18 protein-coding genes are annotated in these 24608 nt (G+C 69.9%); 9 read left to right on the forward strand and 9 right to left on the reverse strand.

Going from position 1 to position 24608, the window contains the following annotated elements:
• Positions 1 to 70: 70 nt before the first annotated feature.
• Both dop and arc read right to left on the reverse strand, forming a co-directional pair.
• On the reverse strand, positions 71 to 1582 hold the full coding sequence (gene dop, locus ACFWWU_RS28590; RefSeq protein WP_384149171.1) for a depupylase/deamidase Dop: 1512 nt from the start codon (positions 1580 to 1582) through the stop codon (positions 71 to 73).
• A gap of 200 nt (positions 1583 to 1782) precedes the next feature.
• A complete protein-coding gene (gene arc, locus ACFWWU_RS28595) occupies positions 1783 to 3549 on the reverse strand; it encodes a proteasome ATPase (protein WP_384149173.1) in 1767 nt (588 codons plus the stop codon).
• Between the two features lie 242 nt (positions 3550 to 3791).
• Here arc and ACFWWU_RS28600 point away from each other — a divergent pair, with 242 nt between their 5' ends.
• On the forward strand, positions 3792 to 4103 hold the full coding sequence (locus ACFWWU_RS28600; RefSeq protein WP_384149175.1) for a ferredoxin: 312 nt from the start codon (positions 3792 to 3794) through the stop codon (positions 4101 to 4103).
• 4 nt (positions 4104 to 4107) lie between these two features.
• Here the strand turns inward: ACFWWU_RS28600 and ACFWWU_RS28605 are convergent, their stop codons facing one another.
• The 3 genes from ACFWWU_RS28605 to ACFWWU_RS28615 form a co-directional block, all read right to left on the reverse strand.
• Positions 4108 to 4734 carry a hypothetical protein gene (locus tag ACFWWU_RS28605; protein ID WP_384149177.1) on the reverse strand — a complete coding sequence of 209 codons (627 nt, stop codon included), beginning with the start codon at positions 4732 to 4734 and terminating at the stop codon, positions 4108 to 4110.
• A gap of 231 nt (positions 4735 to 4965) precedes the next feature.
• On the reverse strand, positions 4966 to 5853 hold the full coding sequence (locus ACFWWU_RS28610) for a tRNA (adenine-N1)-methyltransferase (RefSeq protein WP_015032448.1): 888 nt from the start codon (positions 5851 to 5853) through the stop codon (positions 4966 to 4968).
• A gap of 18 nt (positions 5854 to 5871) precedes the next feature.
• On the reverse strand, positions 5872 to 7005 hold the full coding sequence (locus tag ACFWWU_RS28615) for a site-2 protease family protein (protein WP_384149232.1): 1134 nt from the start codon (positions 7003 to 7005) through the stop codon (positions 5872 to 5874).
• Between the two features lie 180 nt (positions 7006 to 7185).
• Between ACFWWU_RS28615 and ACFWWU_RS28620 the strand changes: the two genes are divergently transcribed.
• Together ACFWWU_RS28620 and ACFWWU_RS28625 are read left to right on the forward strand one after the other, a co-directional pair.
• Positions 7186 to 8088, forward strand: coding sequence for a RecB family exonuclease (locus tag ACFWWU_RS28620; RefSeq protein ID WP_384149180.1), 903 nt, complete (start codon positions 7186 to 7188; stop codon positions 8086 to 8088).
• Positions 8089 to 8133: 45 nt separating this feature from the next.
• Positions 8134 to 8808: a response regulator gene (locus ACFWWU_RS28625; RefSeq protein WP_384149182.1), complete on the forward strand. Its 675-nt coding sequence runs from the start codon at positions 8134 to 8136 to the stop codon at positions 8806 to 8808.
• An 83-nt stretch (positions 8809 to 8891) separates the two neighbouring features.
• Here the strand turns inward: ACFWWU_RS28625 and ACFWWU_RS28630 are convergent, their stop codons facing one another.
• From ACFWWU_RS28630 to metH, 4 genes are all read right to left on the reverse strand, one after another.
• The gene (locus ACFWWU_RS28630; RefSeq protein WP_384149184.1) at positions 8892 to 10472 is read right to left on the reverse strand and encodes an ABC transporter substrate-binding protein; all 1581 of its coding nucleotides are present in this window, start codon (positions 10470 to 10472) and stop codon (positions 8892 to 8894) included.
• A gap of 78 nt (positions 10473 to 10550) precedes the next feature.
• Positions 10551 to 12140, reverse strand: coding sequence for an ABC transporter substrate-binding protein (locus ACFWWU_RS28635; protein WP_384149186.1), 1590 nt, complete (start codon positions 12138 to 12140; stop codon positions 10551 to 10553).
• 463 nt (positions 12141 to 12603) lie between these two features.
• Positions 12604 to 13302 (reverse strand): HAD family hydrolase, encoded by a 699-nt coding sequence (locus ACFWWU_RS28640; RefSeq protein ID WP_384149188.1) that lies wholly within the window; start codon positions 13300 to 13302, stop codon positions 12604 to 12606.
• Positions 13303 to 13431: 129 nt separating this feature from the next.
• Positions 13432 to 16956: a methionine synthase gene (gene metH / locus ACFWWU_RS28645; protein ID WP_384149190.1), complete on the reverse strand. Its 3525-nt coding sequence runs from the start codon at positions 16954 to 16956 to the stop codon at positions 13432 to 13434.
• Between the two features lie 243 nt (positions 16957 to 17199).
• Between metH and ACFWWU_RS28650 the strand changes: the two genes are divergently transcribed.
• From ACFWWU_RS28650 to ACFWWU_RS28675, 6 genes are all read left to right on the forward strand, one after another.
• Positions 17200 to 17964, forward strand: coding sequence for an IclR family transcriptional regulator (locus tag ACFWWU_RS28650; RefSeq protein ID WP_384149192.1), 765 nt, complete (start codon positions 17200 to 17202; stop codon positions 17962 to 17964).
• 303 nt (positions 17965 to 18267) lie between these two features.
• The gene (locus ACFWWU_RS28655; protein ID WP_384149194.1) at positions 18268 to 19026 is read left to right on the forward strand and encodes an MIP/aquaporin family protein; all 759 of its coding nucleotides are present in this window, start codon (positions 18268 to 18270) and stop codon (positions 19024 to 19026) included.
• Positions 19027 to 19061: 35 nt separating this feature from the next.
• Positions 19062 to 20594 (forward strand): glycerol kinase GlpK, encoded by a 1533-nt coding sequence (gene glpK / locus ACFWWU_RS28660; protein WP_384149196.1) that lies wholly within the window; start codon positions 19062 to 19064, stop codon positions 20592 to 20594.
• A gap of 5 nt (positions 20595 to 20599) precedes the next feature.
• Entirely contained in the window at positions 20600 to 22204 is a 1605-nt protein-coding gene (locus ACFWWU_RS28665; protein ID WP_384149198.1) for an FAD-dependent oxidoreductase, read from the forward strand.
• 100 nt (positions 22205 to 22304) lie between these two features.
• Entirely contained in the window at positions 22305 to 23366 is a 1062-nt protein-coding gene (locus ACFWWU_RS28670) for an LLM class flavin-dependent oxidoreductase (protein WP_384149200.1), read from the forward strand.
• Positions 23367 to 23507: 141 nt separating this feature from the next.
• Positions 23508 to 24578 (forward strand): PAC2 family protein, encoded by a 1071-nt coding sequence (locus ACFWWU_RS28675; RefSeq protein WP_384149202.1) that lies wholly within the window; start codon positions 23508 to 23510, stop codon positions 24576 to 24578.
• Positions 24579 to 24608: the final 30 nt, after the last annotated feature.

Genomic DNA, 24608 nt, shown 5'->3' on the forward strand with positions numbered 1-24608 from the left:
CCACATCGCCCGGGCACTGTTTCCATGATTCCCAGTACCGGCGCATTTCAGGCCCGTGTCGGGCCCCCGATCATCCGCCGGAAAGCACGCGGACGAGTTCCTCCGCCGTCCGGCAGCGGTCCAGGAGCGCCTTGACGTGGGCTTTGGTGCCGCGCAGCGGCTCCATCGTCGGGACGCGCTGGAGCGAGTCCCGGCCCGGCAGGTCGAAGATCACCGAGTCCCAGGAGGCCGCGGCGACGTCGTCGGCGTACTGCTCCAGGCAGCGGCCCCGGAAGTAGGCCCTGGTGTCCTCCGGAGGCGCCGTCTCGGCCTGCCGCACCTCGGTCTCGTCCAGGAGCCGCTTCATGCGCCCCCGGGCCGCCAGACGGTTGTACAGGCCCTTCTCGGGCCGTACGTCCGCGTACTGGAGGTCCACCAGGTGCAGGCGGGGCGCGTCCCAGTCCAGGCCGTCGCGGCGCCGGTAGCCCTCCATGAGCTCCCGCTTGGCGATCCAGTCGAGCTCGCCCGAGAGGCTCATCGGGTCGTTCTCGAGCCGGTTGAGGGTGTCCTCCCAGCGCGTGAGGACGTCCTTCGTCTGCTCGTCCGCGTCCGAGCCGTACCGCTCCTCCACGTACTTCCTGGCCAGCTCGAAGTACTCCATCTGCAACTGGACCGCGGTGAGCGTCCGGCCGCTGCGGAGCGTGACCAGGTACTGGAGGGTCGGGTCGTGCGAGACCTGGTGGAGCGTCCTGACCGGCTGGTCGACGGCGAGGTCCACGGTGATGAACCCGTCCTCGATCATCGACAGGACCAGCGCGGTCGTGCCGAGCTTGAGGTAGGTCGAGATCTCCGAGAGGTTCGCGTCCCCGATGATCACGTGCAGGCGGCGGTACCGCTCGGCGTCCGCGTGCGGCTCGTCGCGCGTGTTGATGATGGGCCGCTTGAGGGTGGTCTCCAGGCCCACCTCGACCTCGAAGTAGTCGGCACGCTGACTGATCTGGAAGCCGTTCTCCCGGCCGTCCTGACCGATGCCGACCCGGCCGGCCCCGGTCACGACCTGGCGGGAGACGAAGAAGGGGGTCAGGTGGCGCACGATGTCCGAGAAGGGGGTCTCCCGCTTCATCAGGTAGTTCTCGTGCGTGCCGTAGGAGGCGCCCTTGTTGTCGGTGTTGTTCTTGTAGAGGTGGATCGGCTGGGCTCCGGGGAGCTGGGCGGCGCGGACGGCCGCCTCCGCCATGATCCGCTCGCCGGCCTTGTCCCAGAGGACGGCGTCCCGCGGGTTGGTGACCTCCGGCGAGCTGTACTCGGGGTGGGCGTGGTCCACGTAGAGCCGGGCCCCGTTGGTGAGGATCACATTGGCGAGGCCGATGTCCTCGTCGGTGAGCTGGCTGGAGTCTGCGGCCTCGCGGGCGAGGTCGAAGCCGCGGGCGTCCCGCAGCGGATTCTCCTCCTCGAAGTCCCAGCGGGCGCGGCGCGCCCGGTGCATCGCCGCCGCGTAGGCGTTGACGATCTGGGACGAGGTGAGCATGGCATTGGCGTTCGGGTGCCCCGGGACGGAGATCCCGTACTCCGTCTCGATGCCCATTACTCGCCGTACGGTCATGCGGCCCTCCTTGCCCGGCGTCGCTCACAGTGCGCGACTCGGCGTTACCGAAGAGCCTAGAGCGGCTCAGCGCTGGTGGGGAGATCACTTGCGGTATTTCCCGTACTTCCGGGAGAAACCCGTGCTGCCGGGAGAAACGCTGGAAGGAATACACCGGCTGCGGATGCCCGGTTTCCGGACATCCGCAGCCGGTGTGCGTATTACAGGTACTGACCGGTGTTGGCCACCGTGTCGATGGAGCGTCCCGTGTCCGCGCCCTGCTTTCCGGTGACGAGCGTGCGGATGAAGACGATCCGCTCGCCCTTCTTTCCGGAGATCCTGGCCCAGTCGTCGGGGTTGGTGGTGTTGGGCAGGTCCTCGTTCTCCTTGAACTCGTCCACGCAAGCCTGGAGGAGGTGGGAGACCCGGATGCCCTTCTGGTTGTGGTCGAGGAAGGCCTTGATGGCCATCTTCTTGGCCCGGTCGACGATGTTCTGGATCATCGCGCCGGAGTTGAAGTCCTTGAAGTAGAGGACTTCCTTGTCGCCGTTGGCGTACGTGACTTCGAGGAAGCGGTTCTCCTCGGATTCCGCGTACATCTGCTCGACGACCGACTGGATCATTCCGTGGGCGGCGGCGGCCTTCGAGCCGCTGTGCTCGGAGATGTCGTCCGTGTGGAGCGGCAGGGTGGCCGTGAGGTACTTCGCGAAGATGTCCTTCGCGGCCTCCGCGTCCGGACGCTCGATCTTGATCTTGACGTCGAGCCGGCCGGGCCGCAGGATCGCGGGGTCGATCATGTCCTCGCGGTTAGAGGCGCCGATGACGATGACGTTCTCCAGGCCCTCCACACCGTCGATCTCGGCGAGCAGCTGGGGGACGATGGTGTTCTCCACGTCCGAGCTGACACCGGATCCGCGGGTGCGGAAGAGGGATTCCATCTCGTCGAAGAAGACGATGACGGGGGTGCCCTCGCTCGCCTTCTCCCTCGCACGCTGGAAGACGAGGCGGATGTGCCGCTCGGTCTCGCCCACGTACTTGTTGAGGAGCTCGGGTCCCTTGATGTTGAGGAAGTAGGACTTCCCCGCGGGCTGGCCGGTCACCTCGGCGACCTTCTTGGCCAGCGAGTTGGCCACGGCTTTCGCGATCAGCGTCTTGCCGCAGCCCGGCGGCCCGTAGAGCAGGATGCCCTTGGGCGGTCGGAGTTCGTGCTCCTTGAAGAGGTCGGGGTAGAGGTACGGGAGCTCGACCGCGTCGCGGATCAGCTCGATCTGGTTGCCCAGGCCGCCGATCTTCTCGTAGTCGACGTCCGGGACCTCTTCCAGAACGAGCTCTTCGACCTCGCTCTTGGGGATGACCTCGTAGACGTAGCCCGACCTGGCGTCGAGCAGCAGGGCGTCGCCGGGGCGGATGGTGACGTCCAGCAGAGGCTCGGCGAGCCTCACCACCCGCTCCTCGTCGGTGTGCCCGACCACCAGGGCGCGCTCGCCGTCCTCGAGGATCTCCTTGAGGGTGACGATGTCCCCGGCACGCTCGAACTCCATGGCCTCGACCACGTTGAGCGCTTCGTTGAGCATGACTTCCTGGCCGCGCCGGAGCTCTTCGAGCTCGACGCTGGGACTCACGTTCACCCGGAGCTTGCGGCCCCCGGTGAAGATGTCGCACGTGCCGTCCTCGTTGACCTGCAGGAAGACACCGAAGCCGGCCGGCGGCTGTGCGAGCCGGTCGACCTCCTCCTTGAGAGCCACGATCTGGTCGCGGGCCTCACGGAGCGTATTGGCGAGCCGCTCGTTCTGCGCGGACACGCCGGCCAGGTTCGTCTGCAGCTCGACGATCCGCTCTTCGAGAATCCTCGTGTGTCGCGGAGAGTCGGCGAGCTTGCGGCGCAGGACGGCGATTTCCTGCTCGAGATAGGCAACCTGTCCGGCGGGGTCCTCAGACCCTCGCCCGGGCCGGATGCCGCGGTTGATGTCGTCGTCGTGGGCTGCCACGGTCCTCACCTCCTCCAAGGGGAGCTGGACGCTTCCTGACCCTACCTGCGTGGGTGGTGATTGAAACCCCTAGATCAAAAAGACTCCGGGCCGTGTCCGATCTTCACCCTTGCGCTTCCCCTCTCGCCAGGGGAATACCCACCCTTTCGCCGTCTGAAAGCGGGCGGTTGTATCGTCGTCATGGGTCAACACCCTTCAGAGGTGGCCCGACTTACCCGCGCGAAGCAGAAACGGCAGGAGAAATGACCGTGCAGAACGAGGCCCCGGCGACGGGCGTCGAAGAGGCGCTGGAGGTCTGGATCGACCAGGACCTGTGCACCGGGGACGGGATCTGCGCGCAGTACGCTCCCGAGGTCTTCGAGCTGGACATCGACGGGCTCGCGTATGTGAAGAGCGCCGACGACGAGCTGCTCCAGGACGGCGGGGCGACGACGCCGGTGCCGCTGCCGCTGCTCCAGGACGTGGTGGACTCGGCGAAGGAGTGCCCGGGCGACTGCATCCACGTGCGCCGGGTCGCCGACAAGGTCGAGGTGTACGGCCCCGACGCGGCGTGACGGGTCAGGCGCTCCGCGCGTCGGCACGGGCGGCGCGGACGAAGGCGCCCCCCTGCCACGCCCAGCTGACCTGCTCCTTCTCGTCGGGGCAGCACATGGGTACGTCGGGGGACGAGTAGCCAAGCAGCGTGGCGTGCACCGCTCCGCCGCGCACGGCGAGCTCGGTGACGTTCTTTCCCTGCCGCGGCGCGACGAGCGTGGCCACCACGCGCGCGGGGGCGTCCGTGCCCTTGCCGCGGGTGAGGACGTAGACGCCGCTCGGCGGCGTGCCCGAGCCCGCTTCGCAGTGCACGACCGCAACGGTCTCCGGGTTCCCGTCGCCGTCGAGGTCGCCGGAGACGCGCTTCGCGACCTTGTGCGGGCCTCCCCCGCACTCCAGGGGGTAGTCGGCCGTGGCGGCCTCCGGAGCGGGCGCCGGACGGGGGGCGGCGGGGGCCGCCGTGGCTCCGGCCGGGCCGGGCTGGAGCAGTCCGGCGAGGGCGACGACCGCGGCGGTCGCGGTGGCGGTCGCCAGCCAGTGCGCCGGCCTGGCGTGGGTGTGCGCGAGATCCGGCAGATCCACGGGGTCCTGGGCGGCGGAGGGCTGCACGCGAGACGTCTCCTGTAGGGCTGTGCGGAGGGTTTCGGGCATCGTGCCACACGTCACAGGGGGACGGAACAGGCGGGGGCTCGCCGCACGGCGCCGGGGCTCGCCACGCGCCCCGAAGCCCGAACATGAGGACGCCGCCGCCGAGTTCCCTCGCGTGGGCGGGGAACTCGGCGGCGGCGCGGCGCGGGTGTCGGGACGTCAGCCCTCGTACGGGGCGCAAGCCCCGGTTCCGGACGTCAGCACCGGTACGGGGAGCGGGCCCCGTTTCAGGACTCAGCCCTTGTTGGGGCCTTCGTAGTCCTCGCCGTACGCGCCCTTGGCGGGGCGGCGGCGGCGCATCGGGGGCTCGACGCCGTCCGCCAGGCGGCGGGCGGTGACGAGGAAGCCGGTGTGGCCGATCATGCGGTGATCGGGCCGGACGGCGAGACCCTCGACGTGCCAGTTACGGATCATGGACTCCCAGGGCTGCGGCTCGGCGTAGCAGCCGAACTCGCGGATGGACTCCACGGTGCGCGCGAGCTGGGTGGTGGTCGCCACGTAGCAGCAGAGGATGCCGCCGGGGACGAGGGCCTTGGAGACGGCCTCCAGGCACTCCCAGGGAGCGAGCATGTCCAGGATGACGCGGTCGACGTCCGTGTCGGACAGGTTGTCCTGGAGGTCGCCGACGGTCAGCTGCCAGGCCGGGTGGGGGCCGCCGAAGTAACGCTCGACGTTGCCCTTCGCGATCTCGGCGAAGTCCTCGCGGCGCTCGTAGGAGTGCAGCATGCCGCTGTCTCCGATGGCGCGCAGGAGGAAGCTGCTCAGCGAGCCCGAGCCCACTCCCGCTTCCACGACGCGCGCGCCGGGGAAGATGTCGGCGAAGGCCAGGATCTGCCCCGCGTCCTTGGGGTAGACCACGGCGGCACCGCGGGGCATGGACAGGACGTAGTCGGGGAGCAGGGGGCGCAACGCGAGGTAGGCGACGTTTCCGGTGGTGCGGACAACGCTGCCCTCGGGGGCGCCGATCAGTTCGTCGTGCGGGAAAGAACCCTTGTGGGTGTGGAAGTTCTTTCCCTCTTCGAGCGTGAACGTGTAGTGACGGCCCTTGGGGTCGGTCAGCTGAACCTGGTCCCCGACCTTGAAGGGCCCGCGTCGGCGGGCGGCACCGGTCGGTTCGGACATGTGAACAGAGTACCGGGGTTACGAAGACGGTCGCGCCATGGCCCGGACGAAGGCGCGCTCGACGTCGGTGGTGGCGAGGACGCCGTAGATCTCCCCGGTCTCCTCGACGACCAGGTACTCGGTGGCCGGGCTGGCGCGGAGGTGGTCGAGGAGGGGCTGGCCGGTGAGCTCCGCGGGGACGCGCATGCCGTCGGCGAGGTCCTGGGCGAGGGCGCTGACGGCGACCCAGGGGCGGCGGTGCTGGGGGACGGCGGCGATGGCGGCCTCGCGAACGATGCCGGTGGGGTCGCCGCCGGCGTCGACGACGACGAGGGCGCGGGCGCCGGCCTCGTTGGCGCGGCGGAGGGCCTCGGAGAGCGGGGTGACGGGTTCGACGGGGATGGCGCGCCGGGTGAGGGTGCGGGCGCGGAGCTCGGGGAGGTGCTCGCGCAGTCGGGCCATGCGGAGGCTGTTGCCGGCGCCGGTCCAGATGATCGCGGCCAGGATGGCGGCGAGCAGGGCGTCGGTGACGGTGTCGAGGCCGCTGATGTCGTCGGTGGAGTTGCCGAGGAAGCCGGTGCGGGTGAGCAGGGGCAGGCCGATGAGGACGAGGACGGCGAGGGCGCGGCCGACCCAGGCGGCGGCGACGGTGCCGCTCATGGGCTTGCCGGTGATCTTCCAGATGACGGCGCGGAGCATGCGGCCGCCGTCGAGGGGGAGGCCGGGGAGCAGGTTGAAGATCGCGACGATCAGGTTGGAGATCATCAGGCCGGCGAGGAGGACACCGGGGACGGTGCCGGGCTCGACGGCGTAGAGGGAGAGATAGAACACGCCGGCGAGGACGAGGGAGAGGAGGGGGCCGACGAAGGCGAGGACGAACTCGCGGCCGGGGGTCTCGGTCTCCTTCTCGATCTCGGAGACGCCGCCGAAGAACTGGAGCTGGATGCGGCGCACGGGCAGTTTGAACCGGAGCGCGGCGATCGTGTGGGCCAGTTCGTGGACGAGCACGGAGGCGTAGAAGGCGACGGCGAAGAAGAGGGAGACGAGGTAGCGGGCGGCGCCGAGTTCGGGCAGGACCCGTTCGATCTGGTCGCCGAAGACCCAGGTGATGAGGGCGGCGACCAGGAACCAGCTGGGTGCGACGTAGACGGGCACGCCGAAGGGGCGGCCCATGAGGATCCCGCCGCCGGGCTCCTCGGTCCGCTGCGGCTTGGGCTCGTCCTGGTTCACGGGTTCCTTTCGTCGCGACGGGTGACCCACGTCGGTGCGTCACGGTTCGATCATGCAGTGCGACGGGGTCCCAGGTCGATGGTATTCCGCTCGCTGTCGGTCGCGGGTCGTAGGGTCTGAGTCATGAGTACGAGCGAGCAGGTGCCGGCGGAGCCCCGGGCGCCCATGTCGTTGTCGCCGTCGCGGGCGAGCGATTTCATGCAGTGTCCGCTGCTGTACCGGTTCCGGGTGATCGACCGGCTGCCGGAGAAGCCGAGTGCGGCGGCGACGCGGGGCACGCTGGTGCACGCGGTGCTCGAGCGGCTCTTCGACGACGCGGCGGCGGAGCGGACGGCGCCGCGGGCGAAGGCGATGGTTCCGGGGCAGTGGGAGCGGCTCCTGGAGTCCAAGCCGGAGCTGGGCGAGCTGTTCTCGGAGGATCCGGACGGGGAGCGGCTCGCGGGCTGGCTCGGTGAGGCGGAGCGGCTGGTCGAGCGGTGGTTCACGCTGGAGGATCCGACGCGTCTGGAGCCGGCCGAGCGCGAGCTGTTCGTGGAGACGGAGCTGGACTCGGGGCTGCGGCTGCGCGGGGTGATCGACCGGGTCGACGTGGCGCCTTCGGGTGACGTGCGGATCGTCGACTACAAGACGGGCAAGGCGCCCCGGCCCGAGTACCGCGAGGGCGCGCTGTTCCAGATGACGTTCTACGCGCTGGTGGTCTGGCGGCTGAAGCGGGTGCTGCCGCGGCGGTTGCAGCTGGTCTACCTGGGCAGTGGGGACGTGCTGACGTACGACCCGGTGGAGGCGGACCTGTTGCGGGTGGAGCGGAAGCTCCTGGCGCTGTGGGACGCGATCCGGCTGGCGACGGAGACGGGCGACTGGCGGCCGCGGCCGACGAAGCTCTGCGGCTGGTGCGACCATCAGGAGGTCTGTCCGGAGTTCGGCGGGACTCCCCCGGTGTATCCGCTGAAGATCGTTTCCGCGCGCCCGCCGGAGTCGGGTGAATCGGGGCAGGGCAGAATGGACCTGGCGCCGCCGGCACCGTGACGGCAGCCCATTCCTGAGCTCAGCCCGCCCCGTGAAGGAGCCCTTGTGACGATCCGCGTCCTCCTGGTCGACGATCAGCCGCTGCTGCGCACCGGCTTCCGGATGATTCTGGAGGCGGAGCAGGACATCGCTGTGGTGGGCGAGGCCGGTGACGGTCTCCAGGCGCAGGACCAGGTGCGCGCGCTGCAGCCGGACGTGGTGCTGATGGACATCCGCATGCCGCGGATGGACGGCGTGGAGGCGACCCGGCAGATCACGGGTCCGGGTCGGGACGGTCCGGCGAAGGTGCTGGTGCTGACCACGTTCGATCTGGACGAGTACGTGGTGGAGGCGCTGCGGGCGGGGGCGAGCGGCTTCCTGCTGAAGGACGCCCCTGCGACCGAGCTGGTGCAGGCGATCCGGGTGGTGGCGGCCGGTGAGGCGATGCTGGCGCCGTCGATCACGCGTCGGCTGCTCGACAAGTACTCGGCGCATCTGCCGACGGGCGAGGAGCAGGTGCCGGACACCCTGGGCACCTTGACCGATCGTGAGGTCGAGGTGCTGAAGCTGGTGGCGCGGGGCTTGTCGAACGCGGAGATCGCGGCGGATCTGTTCGTCAGCGAGACGACGGTGAAGACGCACGTGGGCCATGTGCTGACGAAGCTGGGACTGCGGGACCGGGTGCAGGCCGCGGTGTACGCGTACGAGAGCGGTCTGGTGCGGCCCGGCGGCAATCAGTAGCGCCGACGACGGACGGTACGGCGGAGGGGCCCGGTGCGCGTGTCGCGCGCCGGGCCCCTCCGCCGTACTCCCGAGGGGGTGTCTCAGCCCTTCTTCAGCTCCCAGAAGCGGAAGACGGTGGAGGCGTCGAGGGTCCATTCGAGGCCGGTGACGTCGTCGCGGGCGACGGCGTACTGCTTGCCCTGCCAGAGCGGGAGGACCGGGAGTTCCTCGGCGACGATGTCCTGGAGCCGGCCGTACTCGTCGGCGGTGGCGGAGCGGTCGGCGAGGGCGGCGGTCTTCGGGAGGATGTCGCCGGTGATGGTGGCGTTCCCGTACTGGTTGCCGAGGACGTTGCCCTCGCCGAAGAAGGGGGCGGTGAAGTTGTCGGCGTCGGGGTAGTCGGGGACCCAGCCCTTGACGTAGACGCCGTACTTGCCGGCGGCGATGTCCTTCTCGTACTGGTCGAAGGCGACGGACTTCACGTCGGCCTCGAAGAGGCCGCTGGCGTTGAGCTGGCCGGCGATGGCCTTGAACTCCTGGTCGGTGGCCGGGCCGTAGCGGCTGGGCGTGGACCAGAGGGTGAGCTTCACCTTGCCGGTGATGTCGGCGTCGCGCAGGGCCTTCTTCGCCTTGGCCTTGTCGGGGCTGCCGTAGGTGTCGAAGAAGGCGGTGTTGTGGCCGGCGACGCCCGCCGGGACGATCGAGTAGAGCGGCGTGGCCGTCGACTTGTAGACGTCCTCGACGAGGGCCTCGCGGTTGACGAGGTGGGCGATGGCCCGGCGGACACCGAGCTTGCCGACGACGGGGTCCTTCACGTTGAAGACGAGGTGCTGGACCTCGGCGCTGCTGCCCTGCGTGACCTCGATGCCCCGGTCGTCGGTGGTCTCGGAGGTTTCGAGGGTGGCGATGTCGTCGGCGGAGAGGCCTCGGTAGGCGACGTCGACCTCGCCGTCGGCGAGGGCCTTGGAGAGGGCCGTGCGGTCGCCGCCGTAGAGCTTGAGGGTGACTCCGCCGTTCTTGGGCTTGGCGTTGCCCTTGTAGCCGGAGTTGGCGGAGAAGCCGGCCTCGGTCTCGCTGATGGAGTCCAGCTTGTAGGGGCCGGAGCCGGTGGCCTTGCCGTCGGTGCGCAGGGCGTCGGCGGGGTAGTCGCGGTGGTCCACGATGGAGCCGGCGCCGGAGGCGATCTTGCTGGGGAAGGTGGCGTCCGGGACCTTGAGGCGGAAGATGACGGTCCGCTCGTCGGGGGTCTCGATGGAGGCGATCGTGGAGAGCAGCGGCGCGGGACCGGACGGGTCGGCGATCTCCAGGGCCCGCTCGAAGGAGAACTTGACGTCCTTCGAGGTGAGCGGGTTGCCGTTGGAGAAGGTGAGACCGTCCCGGAGGGTGCAGGTGTAGACCTTGCTGCCCGCGGAGAAACCGCACTTGTCGGCGGCCTCGGGCTCGGGCTCCGAGCCTCCCTTGGGGAAGGCCAGCAGGGACTGGAAGACGTTGTTGAACAGCAGCCAGGAGCCGGGGTCGTAGCCGGCCGCCGGGTCGGTGGCGAGGATCTCGTCGGACATTCCGACGCGTATGCCGTCGCCGGAGCCGGAGCCTCCGCCCTGCTCGGTGCCGCAGCCGCTGAGGAGGGCGGCGGACAGCCCCGCGGCGAGCGGGGCCGTCAGCCACTTGTTGTGTGCCTTCACAGAACTTGCCTCTTGATCTCTTGCCAGGCCGGCCGCGCGCTGGTGCGCGGCCGGTGTAACCGATCCAGTCGAGGGGGGTTATGCGGTGCCGCGGCCCAGTTCCCAGAGCAGCAGGTCGGACGAGGTGTTGAGCGCGTACTCGACTCCGGTGAGGTCGTCGCGCGCGGCGACGTACTGCTTGCCCTGCCACAGCGGCAGGACGGGCACGTCCTCGGCGACGATCTTCTGGATCTGCGCGTAGACGGGGCTCGCGGCGGTGCGGTCGGCCTGGCGGCGCGACCGCGGGATGAGCTGGTCGCGGACGACCTTGTTGACGTACGGGGTGTTGAGGAAGTTGTCGCTGTCGAGGAAGGGAGCGACGTAGTTGTCCGGGTCCGGGAAGTCCGGGAACCAGCCGAGGCCGTAGACGGCGTAGTCGCCGCGCTTCTGGGCCGGGCGGAAGGTGGACCACTCCGCGCCGCGGGTGGTGGCGTCGAAGAGTCCGCTGGAGACGAGCTGCTTCTTGAGCGCCTCGAACTCCTGGGCGGTCTCGGCGCCGTAGTGGTCGGTGGTGTAGTTCAGGGTCACCTTGACCGGGGTCTTGACGCCGGCGTCCTTGAGGATCTTGGCGGCGCGGCCGGCGTCGGGGTCGCCGTACGTGTCGTAGAAGGGGGTCGCGTGGCCGGTGATGCTGGAGGGGATCAGCGAGTACAGCGGCTCGGCGGTGGGGCCGTAGACGCCGTTGACGAGGGCGCCCCGGTCGACGACGGCGGCCATGGCCTGGCGTACCGCCTTCTCCTTGACGGAGGGGGCCTTGGTGTTGAAGCCGAGGTAGCGGATCTCCAGGCCGGGGACCTCGGTGACGCGGATGCGTTCCTTGGGGGTCTCGGTGAGGTCCTTGATCTGCTTCTGCGACAGGGAGCGGGCCATCATGTCGATGTCGTCGCTCTCCAGGGCCTTGCCCATGGCGCCGGCGTCGGCGAACGCGCGCAGCTCGACCTTGTCGTTCCGCGGGACGATGTCGCCCTTGTACTTCGGGTTCCTGGTGAAGACGAAGCGGGCGGCCTTCTCGCCCTCGCGCTCGACCTTCATGGTGTACGGGCCCGAGCCGTCGACGTCGAAGCCGTCACGGAGCTTCCCGGCGGCGTACTTGTCCTTGCTGAGGATGCCGGCGACCGGGGTGGAGAGCTTGTACGGGAAGGTGGCGTCGGGGGCCTTGAGGTGGAAGACGACCTCGGCGGCGCCCTTGGTCTCGACGGTGTCGACGTTGGAGAGGAGCGCGGCCGTTCCGTTGTCCGACTTGATCTTCAGCACGCGCTCGATGGAGTACTTGACGTCCTCGGCGGTGACCGGCGTGCCGTCGGCGAAGGTGAGGCCGGGGCGGAGCTTGCAGCGGTAGCTCTCGCTGGCCTTGTCGGAGAAGCCGCAGATCTCGGCGGCCTCGGGGACGGGCTCACCGCCGCCGCGAGGCACGTGCAGCAGGGTCTGGACCGTCTGCCGCAGGATGTTCCAGGTCCCGGTGTCGTAGGCGAAGGCCGGGTCGAGGGGGGCGGGGGCGTCCTCGGTCGCGATGAACTGGTCCGTGGTGCCGACGACGATCGCTCTGCTGTCCTCCGCTCCGCCACACGCGGCGAGCAGGGGGGTCAGCAGTACGGCCGCGGCGGGCAGCACCAGGGTCTTGCGGTTCATCAGGGACGTTCTCCTCATCCGGCACTGGGATACAGCGGTCTGTGGACACTCCGCCGCCGGCCGCCCGGTCGGGGCGGGAGCGATCGGGCCGGGTGTTGCGATCGGTCCTGTGTTCACGGCGACTTGGGTGTGCGCCGGTGCACGCGGTTATGCGGCGAAGTACTCGCGAAAGATTAGTGGGCGCCACCGCTATTGCCCGACCGCGGGCAGGCTCGGGGTAATCGCACGGTGATCATGAATACGGAAGACTCGATAGTCATGCGGTGCCGCGATGCGGACGTGGGCCACCGAACCGGGACACATGGGATCACCGAAACCGGAAGATTCCGGGCATGGGACGCACTCAGGCCACCCACCGTCGGGCACTCTGCGTGACGAAGGTCACGTGGGGGCTTTATCGGTGAATGGCCTGGGTGATTTCTGCGCGTGAAAGCGCATTCAGTCCGGAAAGCTCAGACGAAGCTCAAATCCCGGTGATCAATGTGCGCAGGAAGGGCACGTCGACTTCTTCCAGGGAACGCACGACGACCCGGCCCGGGGAGGGTGCGATCGGGGCGACGGAGGGCACCGCGACGACCCGGCAGCCAGCCGCCTCCGCGGCCGCCACACCGGTCGCCGTGTCCTCGATGACGGCGCACAGGGCCGGGTCGGCGCCCACGCCGCGCGCGGCCGTCAGGTAGGGCTCGGGGTGCGGCTTGGTACGGACGACCTCGTCCCCGGCGACGGTGAGCGCGAAGCGGTCCCGGCCGAGCGAGACCAGGATCCGGTCGATGATCTGCCGGTGCGAGGCGGAGACCAGGGCGGTGGGGATGTTGTGCCGGGCCAGCTCGGCGAGGAGGCGCTCGGCGCCGGGCATGAGCGGGACGCCCCGCTCGATGCGCTGCGTGAACTTCTCGTTGAGCAGGACGGTCAGCTCCTCGAGGGTGATGTCGGCCCCGGTGGACTCGATGAGGTAGCCCGCGCTGCGGGTCATCGGGCCGCCCACGACGATGTCCCGCCAGGCCTCGTCCAGTCGGTGCCCGAGGTCGGCGAAGGCCTCGACCTCGGCGTCCCACCAGAACCCCTCCGTGTCGACGAGGGTCCCGTCCATGTCGAGGAAGACTGCCTGCAGCGCGGAGCTTCCGTTCGTGCGGAACAGGGACGCGGGGACCGTACTGGTCATCCGGCACACCTTCCTTGGAGGGACGAGAAGGCCGGCCCCCCTCCCCGGTACGGGGAGGAAGACCGGCCTGCACTGGACCGACAAGTCTACGTCTCGATCAGTCAGGACGCCGAGATTTGCGTAGGGCGGTCACCGTGCGTTGAAGTACTTCGCCTCGGGATGGTGGATCACGATGGCGTCGGTCGACTGCTCGGGGTGGAGCTGGAACTCCTCCGACAGGTGCACGCCGATCCGCTCCGGCCGCAGCAGGTCCGCGATCTTCGCGCGGTCCTCCAGGTCGGGGCAGGCGCCGTATCCGAGGGAGAAGCGCGCGCCCCGGTACTTGAGGTCGAACATGTCCTCGACCTTGGCCGGGTCCTCGCCGCCGAATCCGAGCTCGGCGCGGACCCGGGCGTGCCAGTACTCGGCCATGGCCTCGGCGAGCTGGACGGACAGGCCGTGCAGCTCCAGGTAGTCGCGGTAGGAGTCGGACGCGAAGAGCTTGGCCGTGGCCTCGCCGATCTTCGACCCGACGGTGACCACCTGGAGGCCGACGACGTCGGTCTCGCCGGACTCCTCCGGGCGGAAGAAGTCCGCGAGGCACAGACGGCGGCCCCGGCGCTGGCGGGGGAAGGTGAAGCGGGTCCGCTCGTTGCCCGCCTCGTCGAGGATGATCAGGTCCTCGCCCTTGGAGACGCACGGGAAGTATCCGTAGACCACGGCCGCTTCGAGCAGGTTCTCGGTGTGCAGCTTCTCCAGGAGGCCCCGCAGGCGCGGCCGGCCCTCGCTCTCGACGAGCTCCTCGTACGTGGCCCCGCCCGCGCGGGCCTGCTTGAGGCCCCACTGGCCCTTGAAGAGGGCGCCCTCGTCGAGCCAGGAGGCGTAGTCCTTGAGCGGGATGCCCTTGATCACGCGGGTGCCCCAGAACGGCGGGGTGGGGACGGGGTTGTCGACGGCCACGTCGGAGCGGCCGCCGGGCTCCTCCGGCTCCTCCACCTGGAGGACCGGACCCCCCGGTGTCGCCGTGCGCTGGGCGACGCGGCGCGGCTTGAGCTCGGGGAGCGCGGCTCCGGGGACACCGCGCTTGACGGAGATGAGGGCGTCCATGAGGCGCAGGCCCTCGAAGGCGTCGCGGGCGTACCGCACCTCGCCCTGGTAGATCTCGTGGAGGTCCTGCTCGACGTAGGCCCGGGTGAGGGCGGCGCCGCCGAGGATCACGGGGTACTTGGCGGCCAGCTCGCGCTGGTTCAGCTCCTGCAGGTTCTCCTTCATGATCACGGTGGACTTGACGAGGAGACCGGACATGCCGATGACGTCGGCCTTGTGCTCCTCGGCGGCTTCCAGGATCGCGGAGACGGGCTGCTTGATGCCGATGTTGACGACGTTGTAGCCGTTGTTGGAGAGGATGATGTCGACGAGGTTCTTGCCGATGTCGTGGACGTCGCCGCGGACCGTCGCGAGGACGATGGTGCCCTTCCCCTCGGCGTCGGACTTCTCCATGTGCGGTTCGAGGTGGGCGACCGCGGTCTTCATGACCTCGGCGGACTGGAGCACGAACGGCAGCTGCATCTGGCCGGAGCCGAAGAGCTCGCCGACGGTCTTCATGCCGTCGAGCAGGGTCTCGTTGACGATGTCGAGGGCGGGGCGCTCGGTGAGGGCCTCGTCGAGGTCCGCCTCCAGGCCGTTCTTCTCGCCGTCGATGATCCGGCGCTTCAGCCGCTCGTCGAGCGGCAGCGCGAGGAGCTCCTCGGTCTTGCCGGCCTTCATCGACTTGGTGTTGACGCCCTCGAAGAGCGCCATCAGCTTCTGCAGCGGGTCGTAGCCCTCGGCGCGGCGGTCGTAGATCAGGTCGAGGGCCGTCGTGACCTGCTCGTCGTCGAAGCGGGCGATCGGCAGGATCTTCGAGGCGTGCACGATCGCCGAGTCGAGGCCGGCCTTCACGCACTCGTCGAGGAAGACCGAGTTGAGGAGGATGCGCGCGGCCGGGTTGAGGCCGAAGGAGATGTTGGACAGGCCCAGCGTGGTCTGGACGTCCGGGTGGCGCCGCTTCAGCTCGCGGATCGCCCCGATCGTGGCGATGCCGTCCTTGCGCGACTCCTCCTGACCGGTGCAGATCGTGAAGGTCAGGGTGTCGATGAGGATGTCCGACTCGTGGATGCCCCAGTTGCCGGTGAGGTCGTCGATGAGCCGCTCGGCGATGGCGACCTTGTGCTCGACGGTACGGGCCTGGCCCTCCTCGTCGATGGTGAGGGCGATGAGCGCCGCGCCGTGCTCCTGCGCCAGCCGGGTGACCTTCGCGAAGCGGGACTCGGGGCCGTCGCCGTCCTCGTAGTTGACGGAGTTGATGACGGCCCGGCCGCCGAGCTTCTCGAGACCGGCCTGGATGACGTCGACCTCGGTGGAGTCGAGGACGATCGGCAGGGTGGAGGCGGTGGCGAAGCGGCCGGCCAGCTCCTCCATGTCGGCGACGCCGTCGCGGCCGACGTAGTCCACGCAGAGGTCGAGCATGTGCGCGCCCTCGCGGATCTGGTCGCGGGCCATCTCGACGCAGTCGTCCCAGCGGGCCTCGAGCATGGCCTCGCGGAACTTCTTGGAGCCGTTGGCGTTCGTCCGCTCGCCGATCGCCATGTACGCGGTGTCCTGGCGGAACGGGACCGTCTGGTAGAGCGAGGCGGCGCCGGGCTCGGGGTGGGGCGTGCGCTCGGGGGGCGTGACGCCCCGCACCCGCTCGACGACGTGGCGCAGGTGCTCGGGCGTCGAGCCGCAGCAGCCGCCGATCAGCGACAGGCCGTAGTCGCGGACGAAGTTCTCCTGGGCGTCGGCCATCTCCGGCGGCGTCAGCGGGAAGTACGCGCCGTCCTTGGTGAGCACGGGCAGGCCCGCGTTCGGCATGCACATCAGGGGCGTACGCGAGTGGCGGGCGAGGTAGCGGAGGTGCTCGCTCATCTCGGCAGGACCGGTGGAGCAGTTCAGGCCGATCATGTCGATGCCGAGCGGCTCCAGGGCGGTCAGCGCGGCGCCGATCTCCGAGCCCAGCAGCATGACGCCCGTGGTCTCGAAGGCGAGCGAACAGATGAGGGGCACGTCGACGCCCAGGGCGTCCATCGCGCGGCGGGCGCCGATGAGGCTCGACTTGGTCTGCAGCAGGTCCTGGGTCGTCTCGACGATCAGGGCGTCCGCACCGCCGGCCAGCAGGCCCTCGGCGTTCTTCTGGTAGCCGTCGCGCAGCACGTCGTACGCGATGTGACCGAGCGACGGGAGCTTGGTGCCCGGACCGATGGAGCCCAGCACCCAGCGCTGGCGGCCGTCCTTGGCGCCGAACTCGTCGGCGACCTCGCGGGCGATCCGGGCGCCGGACTCGGAGAGCTCGTAGATGCGGTCGGCGATCTCGTACTCGCCGGCCGCCGAGTGGTTGGAGCCGAAGGTGTTCGTCTCGACGCAGTCGACGCCGACCTCGAAGTACGCCTCGTGGACCGAGCGGACGATGTCGGGGCGGGTCACGTTCAGGATCTCGTTGCAGCCTTCGAGGTCCTGGAAGTCCTCGAGGGTGGGGTCCTGTGCCTGGAGCATGGTGCCCATGGCACCGTCGGCGACGACCACTCGGCTGGCGAGTGCCTCACGGAGGGCTGCGGCGCGGGTCCGGCTGTCAGCGGAAGGGGTCGGCAACGAGGCCATGGATGAGCTCCCTGGGATGCGACGGCTGTCGGCTTTGCACTCTCGGCGGAGGGTGCACGGGGTCAGCGTAACCGTGCTTGGCCCGGGGTGGACATGGTGTCCCACGGGGCGGACGGCATCCTGTGTGCGGGGACTCCCGGTAAGGCCCGTTCTTGACGGACACTGTCATGTGTGAGCCAAGGTCGGCATCGACCGATAGTGTTCAGCATTGTCGAACAGCGTAAGAGGGAGAAGGGTCGGGCGATGGCGAAGAACATCCAGTCGCTTGAACGGGCGGCGGCGATGCTGCGACTGCTCGCGGGCGGCGAGCGCCGGCTCGGCCTGTCCGACATCGCGTCCACCCTGGGGCTCGCGAAGGGCACGGCGCACGGGATCCTGCGCACCCTCCAGGCGGAGGGCTTCGTGGAGCAGGAGGCGGCCTCGGGCCGCTACCAGCTGGGGGCGGAGCTGCTGCGGCTCGGCAACAGCTATCTGGACGTGCACGAGCTGCGGGCCCGCGCCCTCGTCTGGACGGACGACCTCGCGCGGTCGAGCGGCGAGAGCGTGCACCTGGGGGTGCTGCACCAGCGCGGCGTCCTGATCGTGCACCACGTCTTCCGGCCGGACGACAGCCGCCAGGTCCTGGAGGTGGGGGCCATGCAGCCGCTGCACTCCACCGCGCTCGGGAAGGTCCTCTCGGCCTACGACCCGGTGGCCCACAGCGAGGTGCTGGAGGTCGAGCGGGAGGCGTTCACGCCCCGGACGACCACCGAGCTCGGCGCCTTCGAGTCGCTGCTCGACCTGGCGCGCGCCAAGGGCTGGGCGGAGGACGTGGAGGAGACCTGGGAGGGCGTGGCCTCGGTGGCGGCGCCGATCCACGACCGGCGGCGGATGCCGGTGGGCGCGGTGGCGGTCACGGGCGCGGTCGAGCGGCTCCGCCCGGGCGGGGAGCTGCGCCCCGAACTGGTGGCGGCGGTGCGGGACTGCGCCCGCGCGGTCTCCCGGGACCTGGGGGCCGGCCGCTTCTGACAGCGCCGGGCGCCCGCCCGCGCGATCGAGTCCGTACGCGCGAAGCCGTGCACACGAACCCGTACACACGAACCCGTCGGTAACGATCCCGTTATCGGCGGTTTTTCGCATCCCGGGCCCTTGACGTGCTGTTAACCCGGGGGCAAAACTTCCGTTCACCGGTCGGCATTGTCGAACACCTAACGGCAATACACGCTAGAGTGTGGCAGTGCCAAGGGCCGGTAACGCCCTCACACGAGGGCGCGGACCACCGGTGGGACCCGGGGTTCGCCTTCCCCTGGACGAAGGACAAAGGAGTCGCGGGTGTCCAGCTCCGACATCTTCCTCGGCGAGACCATCGGTACCGCCGTACTCATCCTGCTCGGCGGCGGTGTCTGTGCCGCCGTCACGCTCAAGAGCTCCAAGGCCCGCAATGCGGGCTGGCTCGCGATCACCTTCGGGTGGGGCTTCGCCGTCATGACGGCCGTCTACATGACGGCTTCCCTCTCCGGCGCCCATCTGAACCCCGCCGTCACGGTCGGAATCGCGATCAAGGACGGGGAGTGGGACAACGTCCCCGTCTACATCGCCGGTCAGATGCTCGGCGCGATGATCGGCGCGGCGCTGGTCTGGGTGGCCTACTACGGACAGTTCCAGGCCCACCTCAGGGACCCGGAGACCGTCGGCGAGAAGCCGATCGAGGGCCCCGGCCCGGTGCTCGGCGTCTTCTCCACCGGCCCCGAGATCCGGAACACCTGGCAGAACCTGGCCACCGAGGTCATCGGCACCGTCGTGCTGGTCCTCGCGGTGCTCACGCAGGGCCTCAACGACAGCGGCAAGGGCCTCGGCGTCATAGGCGCGCTCATCACCGCCTTCGTCGTCGTCTCCATCGGCCTCTCGCTCGGCGGCCCGACCGGCTACGCCATCAACCCGGCCCGTGACCTCGGCCCGCGCATCGTGCACGCGCTGCTCCCGCTGCCGAACAAGGGCGGCTCCGACTGGAGCTACGCCTGGATCCCGGTCGCCGGTCCGCTGATCGGTGGAGCCATCGCGGCGGGTATCTACAACATCGCGTTCGCCTGAGCCGTCCTTCTTCCAGACCTTCCTTGGAGCACACCGTGACCGACGCACACACGTCCGGCCCCTTCATCGCGGCCATCGACCAGGGCACCACCTCCTCGCGCTGCATCGTCTTCGACAAGGACGGCCGGATCGTCTCGGTCGACCAGAAGGAGCACGAGCAGATCTTCCCGAAGCCGGGCTGGGTCGAGCACGACGCCGCCGAGATCTGGACCAACGTCCAGGAGGTCGTCGCCGGCGCCCTCGGCAAGGCGAACATCACCTCCGCCGACGTCAAGGCGATCGGCATCACCAACCAGCGCGAGACCACGCTGCTCTGGGACAAGAACACCGGTGAGCCCGTCCACAACGCCCTCGTCTGGCAGGACACCCGCACTGACGCCCTCTGCAAGGAGCTCGGTCGCAACGTCGGCCAGGACCGCTTCCGCCGCGAGACCGGCCTGCCGCTGGCGAGCTACTTCGCCGGCCCGAAGATCCGCTGGATGCTCGACAACGTCGAGGGCCTGCGTGAGCGCGCCGAGGCCGGCGACATCCTCTTCGGCACCATGGACTCGTGGGTCATCTGGAACCTCACGGGCGGCGCCGACGGCGGCGTGCACGTCACCGACGTCACCAACGCCTCGCGCACCATGCTGATGAACCTGCACACGCTGGCCTGGGACGAGAAGATCGCGGAGTCGATGGGGGTCCCCCTCAACGTCCTCCCCGAGATCCGGTCCTCCGCCGAGGTCTACGGCCACGTCAAGGACGGCGCCCTCGCCGGCGTCCCGGTCGCCTCCGCGCTCGGCGACCAGCAGGCCGCCCTGTTCGGCCAGACCTGTTTCGCCGAGGGCGAGGCCAAGTCCACGTACGGCACCGGCACCTTCATGCTGATGAACACCGGTGACAAGATCATCAACTCCTACAGCGGCCTGCTGACCACGGTCGGCTACCAGATCGGCGACCAGAAGCCGGTCTACGCCCTGGAGGGCTCGATCGCCGTCACCGGTTCGCTGGTGCAGTGGATGCGCGACCAGATGGGCCTGATCAAGTCCGCGGCCGAGATCGAGACCCTCGCGTCCTCGGTCGAGGACAACGGCGGCGCCTACTTCGTGCCGGCCTTCTCCGGCCTGTTCGCCCCGTACTGGCGCTCCGACGCCCGCGGTGTGATCGCCGGCCTCACCCGGTACGTCACCAAGGCGCACATCGCCCGCGCCGTCCTGGAGGCCACCGCCTGGCAGACCCGCGAGATCACCGACGCCATGACGAAGGACTCCGGCGTCGAGCTGACCGCGCTGAAGGTCGACGGCGGCATGACCTCCAACAACCTGCTGATGCAGACCCTCTCGGACTTCCTGGACGCGCCCGTCGTGCGTCCGATGGTCGCCGAGACCACCTGCCTCGGTGCCGCCTACGCCGCCGGCCTGGCCGTCGGCTTCTGGCCGGACACCGACGCCCTGCGCGCCAACTGGCGCCGCGCGGCGGAATGGACCCCTCGCATGGACGCCGGCAGGCGTGACAGCGAGTACAAGAGCTGGCTCAAGGCCGTTGAACGCTCCATGGGCTGGTTCGACGACGCATCCGAGGAGTAAGACACATGACCACCCTGCAGAGCGTCCCTGCCCTTGGGACGCACCCGGCGTCCGGCTCCCTCCCGAGCCGCGCCGAGACCCGGGAGCAGCTCTCCAAGGCGACGTACGACCTCCTGGTCATCGGCGGCGGCATCCTGGGCATCTCCACCGCCTGGCACGCCGCGCAGTCCGGTCTGCGGGTGGCCCTGGTGGACGCCGGCGACTTCGCCGGCGCCACCTCCTCCGCCTCCTCGAAGCTGCTCCACGGCGGTCTGCGCTACCTGCAGACCGGCGCGGTGAAGCTGGTGGCGGAGAACCACTTCGAGCGGCGTGCGGTCTCGCGCCAGGTGGCACCGCACCTCGCCAACCCGCTCACCTTCTACCTGCCCGTCTACAAGGGCGGCCCGCACGGCGCGGCCAAGCTGGGCGCCGGCGTCTTCGCGTATTCCGCCCTGTCCGCCTTCGGTGACGGTGTCGGGCACCTGCTCTCCCCCGCCAAGGCCGCGCAGGACGTGCCCGAGCTGCGGACGGACGACCTGAAGGCCGTGGCCGTCTACGGCGACGACCAGATGAACGACGCCCGCATGGCGCTGATGACGGTCCGCGCCGCCGTCGACGCCGGGGCCACCGTCCTCAACCACGCCGAGGTCACCGGCCTGCGCTTCACCCGGGGCCGGGTCACCGGCGCCGAGCTGAAGGACCGTACGAGCGGCGACGAGTTCGGCGTCACCGCCCGCCTGGTGCTGAACGCGACCGGCCCGTGGGTCGACCACCTGCGCAAGATGGAGGACCCGAACGCGGCCCCCTCCATCCGGCTCTCCAAGGGCGCGCACCTGGTCCTCAAGCGGACCTCGCCGTGGAAGGCCGCGCTGGCGACCCCGATCGACAAGTACCGCATCACCTTCGCCCTCCCCTGGGAGGACATGCTGCTCCTCGGCACGACCGACGAGGAGTACGAGGGCGACCCCGGCCAGGTCGAGGTCACCGAGAAGGACACCGCCCAGATCCTGGACGAGGCCGCGTTCTCCATCCGCGACCAGCAGCTCTCCCGCGATCTGATCACCTACGCCTTCGCGGGCCTCCGGGTTCTTCCCGGCGGTCCCGGCGACACCTCGAAGGCCAAGCGCGAAACGGTCGTCACCGAGGGCCGCGGCGGCATGCTGTCGGTGGCCGGCGGCAAGTGGACGACCTTCCGCCACATCGGCCGTACGGTGATGAAGAAGCTGGAGGCCCTCCCCGGCCACCCGCTGGGCGACGACTACGAGTCGGTCTCCACGCTGCCGAAGCGGCTCCCGCTGCCCGGTATCGCCAACCCGAACGCGGTCACGCACCGACTGCTCTCCGACGGTCCGGCGCCCGGCCCGCGGATGGCCGCCGACACCGCCAGGCACCTGGCGACGCACTACGGCTCGCTCTCCTTCGACATCGCCCGCATGGCGAACGAGAACCCTGAGCTCGCCCGGCGGATCCACCCGGACGCCCCGGAGATCTGGGCGCAGGTCGCCTACGCCCGCGACCACGAGTGGGCCGAGACGGCGGACGACGTGCTGCGCCGCCGTACGACCCTGACGATACGAGGCCTGGCGACGGACGAGATCCGCGCCGGTGTCGAGTCCATGCTGCGGAAGTAACTCCCGCGGACGGAGGGGCGGTTCCCGACCCGGGGACCGCCCCTCACGCGTGCCACGCTCCGTCCACACCGCCGCAACACTCCGCGCGCAGAGTGGACGCATGAAATTCCAGGTCCTCTCGATCGTCCACCACACCCCGCACCCGCTCACCGGCGAACTGCTCCCCGCCGCCGACCGGTTGGAGCAGGTCGTCACGCTCGGCGAGACCGCCGAACGCCTCGGCTTCGACGCGTACGCGGTGGGCGAGCGTCACGCGGGCCCGTTCCTCTCCTCGGCCCCGACCGTGCTGCTCGCCGCGCTGGCGGCGCGTACCACCCGGATCCGGCTGCTCACCGGCGTCACCGTCGTCGCGATCCTCGATCCCGTCCGCGTCGCCGAGGACTACGCCACCCTCGACCAGCTCTCCCACGGCCGGCTCGAACTCGTCGTCGGCAAGGGCGCGGAGGCCGGTCACTTCGACCTCTTCGGGCTGGACGAGGAGCGGCAGTGGGACCTCCAGAAGGAGAAGTACGAGCTGCTCCGCCGCCTCTGGTCGGAGGAGGGCGTCGACTGGGAGGGCGAGTTCCGGCCGCCGCTGAAGAACGTCACCACGGTGCCGCGCCCGTACGCCGGTCCGCCGCGGATCTGGCACGGCTCGGCCACCAGCCTCAACTCCCCCGAGCTCGCGGCACGGCACGGCGATCCGCTCTTCACCGCCAACGCGATCCAGCCGAGGGAGGCGTACGCGCGGCTCATCGCCCACTACCGCGAGAAGTTCGAGGAGTACGGGCACGACCCGGCCCACGCGCGCGTGGCGGCCGGTTCGGGCGGGCTGCTCATCGCCGACACCGCCGAGCGGGCGGTCACCCGCTACCGGGACCTGTACGAGGCGAAGGTGCGGCAGAGCTTCCGCCCGCACCTGGAGGGGAAGGCCGGCTACAACACCCCGTTCCGCACGATCGAGGACGCGATCGCGGGCGGGCCCCAGCTGATCGGTTCGCCGCAGCAGATCATCGACAAGATCCTCGGCTACCACGAGCACTACGGGCACGACCTCCAGTCCGTCACCGTCGACACCTTCGGCCAGTCCACGGCCGAGCAGACCGAGACGCTCCAGCGCTTCGCCGAGGAGATCGCGCCGGTGGTACGGAGGGAGGCGCCGAGCACCCTCTGGGAGGAGTGAGACCGCCGTGTGCGGAGGCGAGTTCCTGGGTAGTCGATCAAGGCCGCACGGGTTTTCGGGGACGTCCGGGGGCTGCGGACGGGCCGCCGAAAAGCCGTAAGGTTGGTCCGTACGACAGGAACTTCGAAAAGGAGGCGCTGGGTGATCGAGCTCGAGGGGGTACCCGAGCTGATCGACCCGGTCATGGTGGCCGCGTTCGAGGGCTGGAACGACGCCGGCGACGCCGCCTCCACCGCGGTCGCCCATCTGGACCGGGAATGGAAGGGCGAGGTGTTCGCGGCCCTCGACGCCGAGGACTACTACGACTTCCAGGTCAACAGGCCCACGGTCTTCCTGGACAACGGCGTCCGGAAGATCACCTGGCCGACGACGCGGCTCTCCGTGGTCCGGATCGGCGGCGACAAGCCCCGTGACCTGGTGCTCGTGCGCGGGATCGAGCCCTCGATGCGCTGGCGCTCCTTCTGCAACGAGCTGCTCGCCTTCGCCCACGAGCTGGGGGTGGAGATGGTCGTGATCCTGGGCGCGCTGCTCGGGGACACCCCGCACACCCGGCCGGTCCCCGTCAGCGGGGTGACGTCCGATCCGGACCTGGCGCGGACGATGGACCTGGAGGAGACCCGGTACGAGGGCCCGACGGGCATCGTCGGCATCCTCCAGGAGGCGTGCACGCACGCGGGCGTGCCCGCGGTGAGCCTCTGGGCGGCGGTGCCGCACTACGTGTCGCAGCCGCCGAACCCGAAGGCGACCCTCGCGCTCCTCAACCGTCTGGAGGACCTGATCGGTCTGCGCATCCCGCTGGGCGAACTGCCCGAGGACGCGCGGGCTTGGCAGCTGGGCGTGGACCAGCTGGCCGCCGAGGACAGCGAGGTCGCCGAGTACGTGCAGACGCTGGAAGAGGCGCGGGACACGGCGGAGCTGCCGGAGGCCTCGGGCGAGGCGATCGCCCGCGAGTTCGAGCGCTACCTGCGGCGGCGCGAACCGGGCACCGGGCCCGGGGGCGGCCCCGGGGTGGCGACGGAGGGCGGCGACTCGCCGTTCCTGCGGGACACCGGGAGCGGCCGGACGAGGCCGCCGAAGCCCGAGCGGCCGGGTCCGGAGTCGGTGCCGGGGCCGGTGCCGGAGTCCGGGGCGGATCCGAGTCCCGAGGGGACGACCGAGGGATCCGCCGAGGACTCGTCCGACGAGAGCGGGAACGGCGACTCCGAGTCGTAGACATCGGTACGGGAGGGGTGCCCGAGGGCG

The organism is Streptomyces sp. NPDC058650, from assembly GCF_042717315.1.
Classification (GTDB): Bacteria; Actinomycetota; Actinomycetes; order Streptomycetales; family Streptomycetaceae; genus Streptomyces.

What these genes read in the sequence shown, in the direction of transcription:
- dop (WP_384149171.1), bottom strand. Translation starts at nt 1,582, where the DNA reads ATGACCGTACGGCGAGTAATGGGCATCGAGACGGAGTACGGGATCTCC.
- ACFWWU_RS28600 (WP_384149175.1), top strand. Translation starts at nt 3,792, where the DNA reads ATGACCGTGCAGAACGAGGCCCCGGCGACGGGCGTCGAAGAGGCGCTG.
- ACFWWU_RS28605 (WP_384149177.1), bottom strand. Translation starts at nt 4,734, where the DNA reads ATGCCCGAAACCCTCCGCACAGCCCTACAGGAGACGTCTCGCGTGCAG.
- ACFWWU_RS28610 (WP_015032448.1), bottom strand. Translation starts at nt 5,853, where the DNA reads ATGTCCGAACCGACCGGTGCCGCCCGCCGACGCGGGCCCTTCAAGGTC.
- ACFWWU_RS28615 (WP_384149232.1), bottom strand. Translation starts at nt 7,005, where the DNA reads ATGGGCCGCCCCTTCGGCGTGCCCGTCTACGTCGCACCCAGCTGGTTC.
- ACFWWU_RS28620 (WP_384149180.1), top strand. Translation starts at nt 7,186, where the DNA reads ATGAGTACGAGCGAGCAGGTGCCGGCGGAGCCCCGGGCGCCCATGTCG.
- ACFWWU_RS28635 (WP_384149186.1), bottom strand. Translation starts at nt 12,140, where the DNA reads ATGAACCGCAAGACCCTGGTGCTGCCCGCCGCGGCCGTACTGCTGACC.
- ACFWWU_RS28640 (WP_384149188.1), bottom strand. Translation starts at nt 13,302, where the DNA reads ATGACCAGTACGGTCCCCGCGTCCCTGTTCCGCACGAACGGAAGCTCC.
- metH (WP_384149190.1), bottom strand. Translation starts at nt 16,956, where the DNA reads ATGGCCTCGTTGCCGACCCCTTCCGCTGACAGCCGGACCCGCGCCGCA.
- ACFWWU_RS28650 (WP_384149192.1), top strand. Translation starts at nt 17,200, where the DNA reads ATGGCGAAGAACATCCAGTCGCTTGAACGGGCGGCGGCGATGCTGCGA.
- ACFWWU_RS28665 (WP_384149198.1), top strand. Translation starts at nt 20,600, where the DNA reads ATGACCACCCTGCAGAGCGTCCCTGCCCTTGGGACGCACCCGGCGTCC.
- ACFWWU_RS28670 (WP_384149200.1), top strand. Translation starts at nt 22,305, where the DNA reads ATGAAATTCCAGGTCCTCTCGATCGTCCACCACACCCCGCACCCGCTC.